Source organism: Flavobacterium sp. ALJ2, from assembly GCF_015594725.1.
Lineage (GTDB): Bacteria > Bacteroidota > Bacteroidia > Flavobacteriales > Flavobacteriaceae > Flavobacterium.
Map to the genome: position 1 here is coordinate 1 of NZ_JADNRC010000010.1, position 14,950 is coordinate 14,950.

Consider the following 14,950-nt stretch of genomic DNA (forward strand, 5'->3'; position numbering starts at 1 on the left):
ACGGTTACTTATACTAAAACTAGTGGTGTTTTTCAAAGAGGAGCTTGCGGAAGCACAGGAACCTATACTAATACTTGGATAGCAAATGATGATTGTAACAATACTTCATCAATCTTTACTCAAGTAATTACTGTTCAAGATAGTGCTATTCCAAATTGGATTACACAAGCAGGAACATTAGATATCACATTACAATGTAGTGATACATCAGGATTGACAACTGCACAAAATCAAGCACCAGCTGCTACTGCAAATTGTTCAATAGTAACTTATACCAAAACTAGCGGCCTGTTTGTAGCTTCTACTTCATGTGCCAATGCTGGAACATATACTAATACTTGGATTGCCCAAGATGATTGCGGAAATATCACTAATGCTTTCACACAAGTGATTACTATCGAAGATACTACAAAACCAACTTGGACTACTCAGGCTGGAAGTTTGGATATAACTATTCAATGTAGTGATGCTGCTGGATTAACTACTGCTCAAGCAAATGCTCCAACGGCTACTGATAATTGTGATAGCGACGTAACTAATATCGTTAAAACTAGCGGACAATTTGTAGCTTCTGCTTCATGTGGAAATTCTGGAACATATACTAATACTTGGACTGTTAAAGACGAATGTGGTAATACTTCGGACACTTTCACACAAGTGATTACTATCGAAGATACTACAAAACCAACTTGGACTACTCAGGCTGGAAGTTTGGATATAACTATTCAATGTAGTGATGCTACTGGATTAACTACTGCGCAAGCAACTGCTCCAACGGCTACTGATAATTGTGATAGTAATGTAACAAACATTGTAAAAGTAAGTGGACAATTTGTAGCTTCTGCTTCATGTGCCAATGCTGGAACATATACTAATACTTGGACTGTTAAAGACGAATGTGGAAATACTTCGGATACTTTCACGCAAGTGATTACTATCGAAGATACTACAAAACCAACATTCAATGGAGAGCTTCCTACTGACATTAGTGTATCATGTGATAAGGTTCCTGAAGCTGCAAATATAACTGCATCTGATAATTGTAATGTTGATGTACCTGTAATTTATACAGAAACAAAAAGCAATATCGAAAACGAATGTAGTACAAACTATATATTAACTCGTAAGTGGACAACTAGTGATTGTTCTGGTAATACAGCTTCATTTACTCAAGTAATTAAAGTTAAAGACACTACTCCTCCTACTGGAACAGCGCCAGCAGATATCACTAACTTAAATAGCATACTAGATATTCCTGTAGCAAATCCTAATGCGATAACTGATGCTGCAGATAACTGTAGCCAATCTGTAAATGTAACTGTAAGTGACACCAATAATGGAGGTACTGGTTGTGGCGGCGTTCCGTATATTCTAACAAGAACATACACTTTAACTGATTGCGCAGGTAATAAAACCGTACTGGTACAAACAATAACAATAAAACGCGATGCTATAGCACCAGTAACAGTAATTTCTACACAAGCTTGTAATGCTGATGAATCAACAGTTAACTTATTCGGTTTCCTACCAAGAAGCACAACAACAGCAGGTACTTGGGTTGATACTAATAATTCTAATGCTATAAACGGTAATGTTGTTACTTCTTTTGGACTTCCAGTCGGTAATTATTCATTTGAATATCAAATACAAGATGAAGCTTGCCCAAGAAGTCTATTTGTAAACCTTTCTGTCAATGATGATTGTAAAGTATTAGCATGTGGAACTATATTAGTTCATAATGCATTCTCTCCAAATGGTGATAGCATAAATGATAAATTTGTTATCGATAATATAGAAGATACAACTTGTTATCCAGATAACACTGTCGAAATATATAACCGTTGGGGAGTACTAGTATTTGAAACTAAAAACTATAACAACACAACAAATTCTTTCGATGGTTATTCAAGAGGAAGAACAACTATAAAACAATCAGATGGTCTTCCAACAGGAACTTACTTTTATATTCTAAATTATACTTCTGTTGATGGAAACGGTGCTATTCAAACCAATAAAAAAGATGGTTTTTTATATCTAACTAAATAAACAAACAAAACATAACTTACTGATAATACACTAACTATATTATCAGTAAGCTGTTTTTAGAGAAAAAAAACTGTAATTTTGATATACAAATGTATTGACCCATTTTTATCATAAACAAGAAAACAATTGCAATAATAAAATAATAAATATCTACTATGAGAACTAAATTATTTTCTTTCGTTTTGATGTTTACAGCTATAGTAAGTTACGCTCAACAAGATGCCCAATTTACGCAATACATGTACAACACCATAAATATCAACCCAGCTTATGCAGGGTCACGAGGAGCTCTAAGTATTTTTGGCTTATACCGTACTCAATGGGTTGGGCTTGATGGTGCTCCTAAGACAAGTACTTTTTCAGTAAACACACCAATAAATAATAGTAATTTAGGATTAGGGGCATCATTGGTTAATGACAAAATTGGTCCAACTAACGAAAATAATTTTTCTGTGGATCTCTCCTATACTATACCTACTTCACCAAACTTTAAACTTTCTTTTGGTATTAAAGCCACTGGTAATTTATTCAATTTAGATATCAACAAATTAAATCCAGCTGATCAAGGTGATCCACAATTTCAGAATTTAAATAACGTCTTCAAACCAAATATAGGAGCTGGGATTTATTTACATTCAGATAAAGCATACATCGGTCTGTCTGTACCAAACTTTATCGAAACCAATCGTTATAATGATAATGACATCGCAATTTACAAGGATAAAATAAATTATTATTTAATGGCAGGATATGTATTTGATTTGGATTATTATCAAGATATTAAGTTTAAACCTGCTTTATTGACCAAAATGGTAGAAGGTGCACCATTACAAGTTGATGTATCAGCCAATTTTATGTTTATTAACAAATTTGTAGTTGGAGTAGCTTATAGATGGAGCGCTGCATTAAGTGCTATGGTTGGTTTTCAAGTTAGCGATGGATTATATATAGGATATGGCTATGACCGTGAAACTACCAACTTAAACAATTATAATTCAGGATCGCATGAAATATTCCTGCGTTATGAATTTATCAAAAACAATAGTAAAATGATAACCCCACGATTCTTCTAAAAATATTTATTATGAAATCGGTAAGATTCCAAAGAAACAATATTAAATAAGAAAATCGATACTATGTTCCTCAAAAAAAACAAAAATAGATAAACATGAAAAACTTCACAATCATCTACATAACAATAATAAGTGTTTTTTCATTAAACAGTTATTCACAACAGAGCAAAATCGCTACTGGAGACAAGAACTATAATAACTATGCCTATATAGATGCTATTAAAACCTATGAGCGTGTAGCAGAAAAAGGATATAAATCAGAAGATATGTTCAAGAAACTAGGCAACTCCTATTACTTCAATTCTGAATTTGATAAGGCCGCAAAATGGTATGATGAATTATTTGCCATGACTACCGAAGTAGAACCTGAATATTATTATAGATATGCACAGTCATTAAAATCTAAAGGAGATCTTACCAAAGCCAATCAAATGCTTGATTTATTTAATCAAAAATCAAAAAAAGACACTCGAGGAAAACTTTATGAAAATGACAGGAACTATTTCGATCAGATTAAAGCAAATTCTGGGCGTTATAAAATTGAAGATGCAGGAATAAATAGTAAATACTCTGATTATGGAACTGCTTTTTATCAAAACAAAATCGTATTTGCTTCAGCAAGAGATACAGGTAGCTTAGGACAGCGTAAACACAAATGGACTGGAGAATATTTTACCAATTTGTACCAGTCAGATGTCGATCAGGATTATAATCCAAATACTCCGAGAAAATTCAAATCAAAAATAAACTCTAAATTTCATGAATCTACTCCTGTTTTTACAAAAGATGGAAAAACAGTTTATTTTACAAGAAACAATTACATTGATGGTAAAAAAGGAAAAGATGAAAACAAAATTACTTTAATAAAAATATACAAAGCAACGCTAGAAAATGATAAATGGACAAATATAATAGAAGTGCCCTTTAATAGTGATAATTACAGTACAGCACATCCAGCATTAAGTCCTGATGAAAAAACATTGTATTTTGCATCAGATATGCCCGGAACATTCGGACAATCAGACATCTACAAAATAGCTATAAATAACAATGGAGGATTTGGTTCACCAGAGAATTTAGGACCAGGGATAAACACTGAGGGAAAAGAAACATTCCCTTTTGTAACTGACGAAAACGAAATTTATTTCGCTTCGGATGGACATCCTGGACTTGGAGGATTAGATATATTTGTCGGGAAATTAAATGAAAAAGGAGTAAGTAATATCCAGAACCTAGGTGCTGATATTAATTCTCCCAAAGATGATTTTGCTTACGTAATCGATACTAAATCGCGAAGAGGATTCTTTACATCCAATAAAGATGGTGGACAAGGATCTGATGATATCTATAAATTTATAGAAACAAGAAAATTGGCTTGTGTTCAAGAATTATATGGCACGATCACCGATTTGGCTAATGGAGCAGTCTTACCAAACACAAAATTGACATTGTATGACAATAACTTTAAAATAGTAAATACTAGCTATTCTGATCAAAACGGAAATTATACTTTCCCAGTAGAATGTGGATTGGTATATAATGTAAGAGCAGAAAAAGAAAAATATACAACAAAGGAACAAAGTGTCACTATCCTTAAAGAAAACGGAAGAACAAATCTATCAATAGCACTAGAAAAATCAGAATGTGTTGTAACAATTGGTGATGACTTAGGTAAATGCTTTGGTATTAAAATGATTTATTTCGATTTGGATAAATCTAATATCCGTAGAGAAGCAGCTTTAGATTTAGAGAAAATTTTAGATGTTTTAAAAGAGAATCCAACAATGAAACTAGATATTCGTTCACATACAGATAGTCGTCAAACTCATAAATACAATGAAGCATTATCTGGCAGAAGAGCCAAATCAACTATAAAATGGCTGATCCAAAACGGTGTTTCTCCAAACAGATTGACTGGTAAAGGTTATGGCGAAACCCAACTTGTAAACGGTTGTTCAGATGGTGTACCATGTACCGAAGCTGAACATCAAATGAACAGACGAAGCGAATTTATTATTACAGCTCTATAACAAAACCGTATAATTTAACAAAGACCCCAATCCCGAAATTTCGAGATATGCAAAGGTTCACAAAGCTTAATTCTTAAGCTTTGTGAACCTTTATTTTTTTATTTTAAGAAATTTAGCGAAATAGCTTTGTTATTTTTCTTAATACTAACTTTTGTATCTGATCTATAAAAAACTAAATACCAACTTAAAAACGATGGAATATAAAAAAAGCTGTCTATAAAGACAGCTTTTTACCACTACAAATTAAATAGCCGTTATTAGTAAAATAACGGCTATCAACCTCAACTTAAATAAACCAGTAACATAAAAAGGGTTCTTTTATATCTATTTTCTATTTAAAAAAATAGATTCTAATTATATTTTTGCAAAAATATTAGTATAATATTTTCTTCCGTTTTCAGGATTTATTTTTATTGCTAAACCAAAATGCGTATAATCGCCTTCGATATTGTGTTTATGCCCAGTACTTGCCAACCAAGCTTTTAATACACCATCTGGTGTATTATAATTATAAGCTACATTTTCACCAACTTTTATCGCACCTAAAACTTTAATAATGTTTTCAGAACGAGCTACAAAATCATCATGATTAACTACATTATTAGCAATCATATACATATCATGTTCTTCTGATTTAAAAGAGATATGATTTATTGCTTTTAAAGCACTTAATCCTACACTAGCTCTATAATCATTAATCAATTTCATTGTTTCCAGTTCAGATTGATTATAGGTGTAGTTATTAACAACTCCTAAAGAAACACTTAATTCTTGATCAGAAACTGAATCAACCGAATCAGATGAGCAAGAATACATGGTAAACACTATTACCATCAGCGATAGAATATGACTTTTTAGTTTCATAATATCAGTAAGTTTAAGTTTAAAGTAGATTGTGGGGCAAACTCTTTAAAATGGTGTTTTTATAAAATTTGTTTCTTATTATTAGTTAAATCTACATATTTTATCGTTAAACCACCAAAAAAAACCGATGAACTACATCATAAAACTTTTTTAAAATATAATTTTCTTACACTTAAGACGAAAGTCGCTCAATATTCCATGAATAATCATCTTGAGCAGTATACCTAATTCTATCATGCAAACGATTAGGTCTTCCTTGCCAAAACTCTACCTCAACTGGAGCAACAAGAAAGCCTCCCCAATGTTTAGGTCTTAGAATTGCCTTTCCTTCAAATTCTTTCTCCAACTCTTTTAGGTTTTCTTCAAGAAATGTACGCGATGGAATGACTGCACTCTGATTAGAAACAATAGCACCAAGCTTACTGCCATCAGGTCTAGATTCAAAATAACTATCAGAAACCGACTCAGATGTTTTTGTAGCAATCCCTTTTATAATTACCTGACGCTCTGAATTTGGCCAAAAAAAAGACAAACAAACATGTGGATTATTTTGTATTGCTTTTCCTTTTTCAGAATTGTAATTAGTGTAGAAAATAAAACCTTCCTCAGAGAATTTCTTTAACAGGACCACTCTCGATTTAGGAAAACCATCCAATCCTATTGTAGAAACTGTCATTGCATTTACCTCATCAACACCTCCAAAGTCTTCTACTTCATGAAACCATCTATTAAAAAGATTAATTGGATCTTCTGGAATAGTAGTTTCCAGTAATTCACTTTTCTCGTAGGATTTTCTATAATTACTTAGATCATTCATATTTTTGACTATTTATTTTTAGACATCTTAGATTATTAGACTCCATAGAGGCAAATAATATACTATATTAATTACAACACTTTCATTATCATATTCTCTCATTTCCTAATTCTCACATCTAACTTCTCACATTAAACAATGCTAAAATTCAAAACTTCTTCCATCATCACCTAATAATACATTTGGGAAAATCGTTTCGGCTTCTTCTTTAAACAATTCGATGCTTTCATATCTGGTTGAATAATGTCCCAGAACCAAATTTTTAGCGTTGGCTTTTAAAGCAATAGTAGCCGCTTCTTTAGCTGTAGAATGCAATGTTTTTAGAGCCAAAGCTTCTTCCGATTGCAAAAAAGTGCTTTCGTGATACAATACATCTACATTATTTATAATTGGAATTACAGCTTCATGATATACAGTATCTGAGCAAAATGCATAACTCATAGGAGGCAAAGGATCAAATGATAATTTATCGTTGGTGATAATTGTTCCATCATCCAACTTTATATCTCCTCCGTTTTTAATTTTCTGATAATAACAAGTCTCTATATTATAATGCTGAACTGCATTTACATCGAGTTTTCTTTCAGATAATTTTTCCTGAAATAAAAACCCATTCGTATATACTCGATGTTTTAGAGGTATTGTAGTTACAATAACTTTTTGATCTTCAAAAACAACTTCACTTTGATCTGACTCTAATTCATGAAAGTACAAACCATAGTTTGTCCACGAACTTGATAACTTTAATTGTAGTAATATGATTTCTTTAATTCCTTTTGGACCATGAATATGCAAATCTGTAGTACGTCCTAAAAGGCTAAATGTAGATATTAACCCGATGAGCCCAAAAAAATGATCTCCATGTAAATGCGAAATAAAAACATGATTTATCTTAGAAAACTTAATCTTATTTTTACGCAATTGTACCTGAGTTCCTTCTCCACAATCAATAAGAAACAATCTGTTTTTAATTTCTAATACCTGCGAAGTTGGGTTGGTAAAAGTTCTTGGAGTTGCGGCATAACAGCCTAATATTGTTAGTTTCAATTTTATCTTTATTTGTTTATTGGGTAAATCGTTTATGAATAAAACATCAAAATAAATCGACTAAACAGTTAAACAAATAAACAATTAACCCCTGTTTTAAAATCCTAAATCTCTTTCTATTTCGTCCATCTCAATAATATCATGTGCCTCTAAAATCGAAGGAACAACAATCAATGCATTTGGAACTGCATTATAATCAATATCTGAAACGACAATAACAAAAGATTTTTTAGCTTTTTTATGTTGCTTAGATAGAGGTAATAATAATTTGATATCGTTTATAGTTAAATCTTTATGAGCCAACAAGTCGATAATAATATTATGATTTTCGAAAGTCTTAAATTGCTGCGTTATTTTTTCCAGAAAAAAAGTAAAATCTCCCTGAGTATCTTTAATTATTGTAGTATGTCCTTTTTGATCTACTTTCATTTTTTCAATTATTATACATTCTTTTATTCCAAATAAATCTTTGGAATAACGAAGGTAGTTTCTTTTTCGAAATTATTGAAGTTTTGAAGCCAAAAGATAAATAACTGCCATACGAACAGCTACTCCATTTTCGACTTGATTTAAAATAACCGAATGTTCTGAATCGGCTACTTCTGATGTTATCTCTACTCCCCTATTTATTGGTCCGGGATGCATGATTACAATTTCTTTATTCAAAGAATCTAATAATGCTTTATCTACACCATATTGTTGCGAATATTCTCTTGTAGAAGGAAAAAAGTTAACATCCATCCTTTCGTTCTGAACACGAAGCATATTGGCAACATCACACCATTCTAGTGCTTTACGCAAATTCGGTTCTACAGTAACTCCTAATGATTCAATATATCTCGGAATTAATGTTTTTGGACCACAAACTTTCACCTCAGCACCTTGCATTTGCAAAGCATATATATTAGATAATGCCACTCTTGAGTGAAGAATATCTCCCACAATTACTACTTTCTTTCCTGCAACATCTCCTAATCTTTCTCTTATTGAGTAGCTATCTAGTAAGGCTTGTGTTGGGTGTTCGTGTGCTCCATCTCCAGCATTTACAATACTAGCCTTTACATTCTTGGATAAAAAGTAAGCAGCTCCGGGATTGGCATGACGCATTACGACCATATCCACTTTCATCGAAAGAATATTATTTACCGTATCGATAAGTGTTTCTCCTTTTTTAACTGATGATTGTGCTGCCGAAAAACTAATAACATCGGCTGATAATCGTTTTTGTGCTAATTCGAACGAAAGTTTTGTTCTGGTACTATTTTCAAAAAATATATTGGCAATAGTAATATCTCGCAACGAAGGAACTTTTTTAATTGGTCGGTTAATGACTTCTTTAAAATGGTCGGCTGTTTCAAAAATTAGGTTAATATCATTCTCATTGATATATTTTATTCCTAACAAATGATTTACGCTTAATTCTTTCATTGTTTTGTTTATTTGTTATTTGTTAAAATTGCCAATCGTTTCGTTTTGCGATTAAACAATTTAACGATTCAACTTTTTAATTAGTAACCAAGTAAACGACATCTTCGCCATCATTCTCTTTCCAACTCACAATCACTTTCTCATTATTGATAGCATCTACCTGTCTGCCACGATAATCGGGTTGTATTGGTAAATGTCGGCTAAAACGCCTGTCGATTAACACCAATAATTCAATTTCTGCAGGTCGCCCAAAAGATTGAATAGCAGTTAATGCTGATCGAATGCTTCGTCCTGTGAATAAAACATCATCTATAAAAATGACTTTTTTATCCTCTACAATAAAGTTGATTTGGGTTTTATTAGCTTCTAGAGGCTTATCTGTTCTTCTGAAATCATCTCTAAAAAAAGTAATATCCAAATAGCCTAAAGCAATCTCAGGCGTTTTATATTCTTTTTCTAATAATTCTTTCAGTCGCTCTGCCAAGTAAACACCTCTGGGTTGAATTCCTACCAAAATCGTATCTGAAAAATCAAGATGCTTTTCTATCAATTGACAGGCCAAACGATGTAATATGATAGTAACTTCTTTTGAATTAAGTAATACTTTTTGACTCATAGTAAAGTGTAGTGTTTGGTTGTGCAAATATACAAAATCAGATTTTATTTGTTGGGGTGTTCAGGCGGGAAATATTTTTTTTTGGTTTGGATAAGTGTTTAGAGCTTAAATAAATTTCAAACTACATACTTTAACTTGATAAAAAATAATATTTTTACATTTAGTTTTTAATTAAATGAACTATTTTACCATAACAATACTTTTTTTTCTTTTGACGTATGAATAAAGATCATGACAAATTAATCACAGACTTACATCGTTTTTTAAACTCACAAGATTTTAAATCAGAAAACGATCTAAGAAAGTTTATGGAAAGTATGGAGCAACAGATCCCATCACTTCCAGAAGAAATATTAACTTCTCAAGAACAAGCACAAAACTTAGTTTATGAAGCGTACGATCTTCCAACTGCTAAAGCCAAACAAAATATAAAAAAAGCTCTAAAACTTGACAGCAACTGCATTGAAGCATATGAATTCCTCGGTTCAATAGAAGATGTTGAAGAAATTGCAATTCTTTTTTATGAAAAAGGAATTAGAATAGGCAGAGAAAATTTTAAAGGAAAGTTTTTAGAAAAAAACAAAGGGAAATTTTGGTACATTCATGAAACCCGACCTTTCATGCGCTGCTTAAAACACTATTCCGATTGCCTATATTTAATGGGACAAGCAAAAGATGCCGCCGCTGTTTTAGAAGAAATAATTGGTCTTAATGAAAATGACAACCAAGGAGTTAGAGACCAACTTTTACTTTATCTTATCCTGCTTGAAGAGAACGAAAAATTCGAAAAATATACCAAGATGTTTAAAGACGATGACACTACATTTTCTCTTTTCAATAGAGCTTTGTTCACTTTCAAAACAGAAGGAGAAACAGATAATACTAATAAGCAACTCCAAAAGGCAATTAAGCAAAATAAATTTGTAGTGGCTAAACTTCTGTCTAAAAAACCAATTATCAACTCTAGTGACTATTATAGTTGGGGTAGCGAAGACGAGGCTGACTATTATGCAGAATTTGCTAAAAATATTTGGGAAAATACAAATAAAGCATCTTTATGGTTAAAGAAGTACAAGAACTATTAAGTTATAATAACAATTCTCAAAAACCTGATATATAATTTCAATACTATATCTCCTTAGAAACGTTATAATTCCGAATAACCTGATTGCTTAAATATGCTCAACGATAGCGCGGAAATTCTTTCCGTGCCCACAAAGTGAATAACTCAACATAAATTAAATCTAGATTCGATCAATAAAAAAAATGATTTACATCGATAAAAATACATTTCCACATTGTTACATTGAAGAGAATAAATTTGACTGGGGAGAACCATATAATGACATAACACCAATTTTTAATTTATCTATTAATCCTGAATTATCAGATATTGAATATACAATTGAAGTACTGGGCAAAATAACTTCAAAATTAATTTAGAGAAACTGTATAATATCCTACTTAAAAATGAAGAGAATGATCGTATAGAAAATTTTAATATAATAATTTTTAATCGAGAACTTCTCTTAAATAATATCAACAACTATTTAAATTATAATGCAGATAAGACTTCTCCCTGGAAACAATATTATGACAGATATTTTACCGAAAATGATTATTTGGAATCAATTGAAAAGGATCTAAACAGAAGATTATTATTTGAGAGAAAAGAATACTAATAATATTTTACTCTAGAACTTTTATCAAATCCCCCCATCGAGGTGATATATCGCAATCAGAAGAAAAACCAAAATATCGCTACGCTGTAGCTTTATCTCTAGAATCTGCATATTTGCTATAAATATGATGCTCAGCTGGAGCAAATCCCCATCATGTTTTCTAAAACTAATAAAAATAAAAAAGAAGCTATCCAAAAATTACTTTTCGGACAGCCTCTTTGCTATTTAAATATTCTTATTTACTACCTAACTATTTCACAATTAGCTTAGCAGTAAACAATTTACGAGAATGTATTTTTAAGATATAAACACCTTTTGGTAAATCTTGGTTTATAAGAGAGAATTTATTGTTGTTTACATTTTTTGTAGCGTACAATAGTTTCCCTTCCATATTATAAATTTCTATTTCATCAATAGGATATTCCGACTGAATAAAAGTTTCTGCACTACTATTAGTAGGATTTGGATATACTTTTAATCCATTATCGATTTTAAACTCGTCGTTACCTAGAGAACTATCTATTACTTCAAAAGAAACCCTGTTTGATACTTCGTTATAAGAATCATTGGTAAACATTACCAAAAAGTATTTTCCTTTTTCACTAGGCAACTCTGTGGTAGCAATGGCTTTAGTTCCTTCCGAAAGACCTTCAAAATAAGTGTAGCTCACCAATGGTTTTTCGTTAGGATTATCGCCTTCATGGTAAATACCCAACCAATCTTTTACAATTCCTGGAGCATCTGTCCATGAAGCTGTAATTTGTTCGCCAAGATCATATACGGGTTTATTAATCCATAATTCGGTAACCACAGCTCCAACTTTAAAGAATACTTTATTTCCGATAGCATTAAAACTATCCTGCAAATAGTATTCGGCATAATAATATCCTTTTGGCAAAGTACTAAATGACTTAGCATCTGCTACAGTTGTTACATATTGCCAACTAGTTGACGTAACTCCTGATCCTGGGTTTACTCCCATTCTATATATACCAATCCAATCTTTTGCTAATTGTGGTCCATTAGTATAATTAACAATTATTGGTGTTCCTACAGAATATTCGGTATTATCTGTAGTTAATACAGGAACCGGCCCAACATAAAAATATTTTCGAGGAGCAATTTCTGTATAACCTCCATTAGAGAATATTACGGCATAATAACGTCCTTTATTAGCCAATCCGTTAGGGAAATTAATAAATCCGCTTGGACTGCCATTGGTATATTGCCAAGTTAGCGATGGTGTTGTTGATCCCGGTGTTTGCCCATCTTTATACAATCCTATCCAAGTTTTTGTACTCGCTGGTGCATCGGTAAAATCAACTTTAATAGGTGCGCTTTGCGAATAAGTTAAGGCATCGGTAACAATCTCAGTATTCACATTATTACTTCCTGTTACAGTAAATGCTTGAGTATCGCTCCAAGGAGACCATTCAAGATTGCGATCTCTGTATCTTAATTTCAAATAATATTTCCCATTAGGAAGTGAGTTCGAAGCCAAATCCATCTTTGTAATGTCTACACCTAGATTTATATCAACAGTTGAATCTTTTTGAGTCTTATATTTTCCGTATAAATTTTCGAAATCGCGATATACTTCTTTTTTAATTATATCAAATGTTGGCGTTTGCGAAATTAAAAACTGACTTGTATTTAACAACTCATTCGTTGTTGTACTATATGCAGAACCAGTCACTGTTAAAGGTAAGGTAACATTTGCCGCAAAAGTATTTGTAATGGCTGGTTTTACTGGTGCTACTTTGTTTTTATATCTATGAAACTCATCCATTAACTGGTTGTTTTTCCATTTATCAACGCTTCCGATAGAATAGCTTTCGATATCCATTTTTCCGTTGGTAACATCAATATCTACAATTTGGTAAATCCAATTGCATATTGTTTTCTGCACATCTTCAAAATCTTGTTCTGTAGATGATCCCCAATATTGATCCCAAGCTGTTCCGCCCGAAATGATATTATATGTTGGTGTGTTTTTTAATTGTCCTCTATGGTACAAATGATGGTGCGCGCCAATATGCATAGAATATTTTGGAGAAGTGACCAATAAAGGAACGGCTGTATTACGAACCCATGTAGAGATATCTCCAACATATTGCTCTGCTTGATAAGGCCTGTGGCTAAGAGAAAAAATCCACTCTACAGTACTATCTGCATTTGCAGCAGCGAGAACCTGTTGTAACCAAGTTAGCTGTGCAGCTCCTGTATGCTCTGAACTTAAACTGATAAATAAAACATTACCCGCTTGTTGTGCATAATAGTTTTCTGTGCCTGATGAAATCCCTTTATAGGAAAGCTCACTGATATAAAAATGATCGTAATACGAATTCATACCAAGTGTTCCATACGTTTCATGGTTTCCTACTGTAGTCTGAATCGGAATATTACCAGATAATCCCCTGTTCTTTTTAAAGTGTACGTTTTCGTAATGATCTAAAGTTCCTACATCGACTTGATCGCCTACCATAAAAGTCATCGAAATATTATCTTCTGGAGATAATGTAGATCCCCATTTTTGTTTTATTTTTCTTTTTGCTGCCGATACTAATGAATCATAACGAGGTACTGCTTTTAACTGATTATCTCCCATAATCAAAAAACGAATATGCCCATCAGCAGTAGCTGCTTGCCCAGGGTTAGGCAATGTTTTAAACGAATAAACGGTAGATACATCTGCACCGGTTTTTATTCTGTAATAATATTTAGTGTTTGGTGAAAGATTCATCAGTTTCGCACTGTGGTAAAAATAATTCCCTGGATAACCCGAATCTGTAAAGACATTGGTATTTCCTGTAACTGTAACATTAAGGTTTGTCGCAGTTGTTCCGTATTCTACAATAGTTTCAGGATTACTTTCTGTCTTCCAGTTAACATAAATAGATGTGGGAGTTGCGTTTTGCAAATAAGGAAATAGTTTTTGTGCTTCTGCGGTAAAGCCTATTCCTAATAGTAAGAGTAAAAAGTAGATTTTTTTCATAAGTTGCTTTTCGTTGTTAGACGAAACAAAAGTATTCTACCAAAATGCAAATACTTTTAAGACAACATTACCCTTCTTTTATTTTTACTTCTCCATATTGTAAAGTTAATAACACACAGAATGCTAAAAAAAGGAAACACAGATAAAAACGGTTTTTTTGTGATGATTTTAAAAATTTGTTTTTATCCACGTTCTGTTTTCTGTTACAGAATACTAAGCTACAACTGCCTTTTTCTCTTTCCTAAAAGAAATCCAAGTAAGCTTATACCACAGCGCTTCTAATGGTACTTGTCTGTGTATTTTTAACCACCTTGTACAGAACCCAAGTTGATGTAAAAACAAAACTATACCT

At 32.2% G+C, this 14,950-nt stretch carries 12 protein-coding genes; 5 read left to right on the forward strand and 7 right to left on the reverse strand.

Annotated elements, in window-relative coordinates:
- The 3 genes from IUY40_RS12510 to IUY40_RS12520 form a co-directional block, all read left to right on the forward strand.
- The coding region (locus tag IUY40_RS12510; RefSeq protein ID WP_195737206.1) for a gliding motility-associated C-terminal domain-containing protein at positions 1-2,046 on the forward strand (2,046 nt) is incomplete at its 5' end.
- A 155-nt stretch (positions 2,047-2,201) separates the two neighbouring features.
- A complete protein-coding gene (locus IUY40_RS12515; protein WP_195737207.1) occupies positions 2,202-3,119 on the forward strand; it encodes a type IX secretion system membrane protein PorP/SprF in 918 nt (305 codons plus the stop codon).
- 95 nt (positions 3,120-3,214) lie between these two features.
- Positions 3,215-5,149: an OmpA family protein gene (locus IUY40_RS12520; RefSeq protein WP_195737208.1), complete on the forward strand. Its 1,935-nt coding sequence runs from the start codon at positions 3,215-3,217 to the stop codon at positions 5,147-5,149.
- 354 nt (positions 5,150-5,503) lie between these two features.
- On the opposite strand, the gene IUY40_RS12525 is transcribed toward IUY40_RS12520, so the two are convergent.
- The 6 genes from IUY40_RS12525 to pyrR form a co-directional block, all read right to left on the reverse strand.
- Positions 5,504-6,013: a CAP domain-containing protein gene (locus IUY40_RS12525; RefSeq protein WP_229335544.1), complete on the reverse strand. Its 510-nt coding sequence runs from the start codon at positions 6,011-6,013 to the stop codon at positions 5,504-5,506.
- Between the two features lie 172 nt (positions 6,014-6,185).
- Entirely contained in the window at positions 6,186-6,830 is a 645-nt protein-coding gene (gene pdxH / locus IUY40_RS12530) for a pyridoxamine 5'-phosphate oxidase (RefSeq protein ID WP_195737209.1), read from the reverse strand.
- Between the two features lie 141 nt (positions 6,831-6,971).
- A complete protein-coding gene (locus IUY40_RS12535) occupies positions 6,972-7,877 on the reverse strand; it encodes a ribonuclease Z (RefSeq protein ID WP_195737210.1) in 906 nt (301 codons plus the stop codon).
- A 96-nt stretch (positions 7,878-7,973) separates the two neighbouring features.
- A complete protein-coding gene (locus tag IUY40_RS12540; protein ID WP_195737211.1) occupies positions 7,974-8,306 on the reverse strand; it encodes a ribonuclease Z in 333 nt (110 codons plus the stop codon).
- Positions 8,307-8,378: 72 nt separating this feature from the next.
- Positions 8,379-9,305 carry an aspartate carbamoyltransferase catalytic subunit gene (locus IUY40_RS12545; protein ID WP_129539085.1) on the reverse strand — a complete coding sequence of 309 codons (927 nt, stop codon included), beginning with the start codon at positions 9,303-9,305 and terminating at the stop codon, positions 8,379-8,381.
- A 76-nt stretch (positions 9,306-9,381) separates the two neighbouring features.
- Positions 9,382-9,921 carry a bifunctional pyr operon transcriptional regulator/uracil phosphoribosyltransferase PyrR gene (pyrR, locus tag IUY40_RS12550; RefSeq protein WP_195737212.1) on the reverse strand — a complete coding sequence of 180 codons (540 nt, stop codon included), beginning with the start codon at positions 9,919-9,921 and terminating at the stop codon, positions 9,382-9,384.
- Positions 9,922-10,139: 218 nt separating this feature from the next.
- Between pyrR and IUY40_RS12555 the strand changes: the two genes are divergently transcribed.
- Both IUY40_RS12555 and IUY40_RS12560 read left to right on the forward strand, forming a co-directional pair.
- Positions 10,140-11,006 (forward strand): hypothetical protein, encoded by an 867-nt coding sequence (locus IUY40_RS12555; RefSeq protein ID WP_195737213.1) that lies wholly within the window; start codon positions 10,140-10,142, stop codon positions 11,004-11,006.
- Between the two features lie 181 nt (positions 11,007-11,187).
- The gene (locus IUY40_RS12560; protein WP_195737214.1) at positions 11,188-11,364 is read left to right on the forward strand and encodes a hypothetical protein; all 177 of its coding nucleotides are present in this window, start codon (positions 11,188-11,190) and stop codon (positions 11,362-11,364) included.
- Positions 11,365-11,853: 489 nt separating this feature from the next.
- On the opposite strand, the gene IUY40_RS12565 is transcribed toward IUY40_RS12560, so the two are convergent.
- Positions 11,854-14,598, reverse strand: a complete 2,745-nt coding sequence (locus tag IUY40_RS12565) for a fibronectin type III domain-containing protein (protein WP_195737215.1) — start codon at positions 14,596-14,598, stop codon at positions 11,854-11,856.
- Positions 14,599-14,950: the final 352 nt, after the last annotated feature.

Coding starts and splice junctions, on each gene's coding strand:
- IUY40_RS12515 (WP_195737207.1), top strand. CDS start 2,202: ATGAGAACTAAATTATTTTCTTTCGTTTTGATGTTTACAGCTATAGTA.
- IUY40_RS12520 (WP_195737208.1), top strand. CDS start 3,215: ATGAAAAACTTCACAATCATCTACATAACAATAATAAGTGTTTTTTCA.
- IUY40_RS12525 (WP_229335544.1), bottom strand. CDS start 6,013: ATGAAACTAAAAAGTCATATTCTATCGCTGATGGTAATAGTGTTTACC.
- pdxH (WP_195737209.1), bottom strand. CDS start 6,830: ATGAATGATCTAAGTAATTATAGAAAATCCTACGAGAAAAGTGAATTA.
- IUY40_RS12540 (WP_195737211.1), bottom strand. CDS start 8,306: ATGAAAGTAGATCAAAAAGGACATACTACAATAATTAAAGATACTCAG.
- IUY40_RS12545 (WP_129539085.1), bottom strand. CDS start 9,305: ATGAAAGAATTAAGCGTAAATCATTTGTTAGGAATAAAATATATCAAT.
- pyrR (WP_195737212.1), bottom strand. CDS start 9,921: ATGAGTCAAAAAGTATTACTTAATTCAAAAGAAGTTACTATCATATTA.
- IUY40_RS12555 (WP_195737213.1), top strand. CDS start 10,140: ATGAATAAAGATCATGACAAATTAATCACAGACTTACATCGTTTTTTA.
- IUY40_RS12560 (WP_195737214.1), top strand. CDS start 11,188: ATGATTTACATCGATAAAAATACATTTCCACATTGTTACATTGAAGAG.
- IUY40_RS12565 (WP_195737215.1), bottom strand. CDS start 14,598: ATGAAAAAAATCTACTTTTTACTCTTACTATTAGGAATAGGCTTTACC.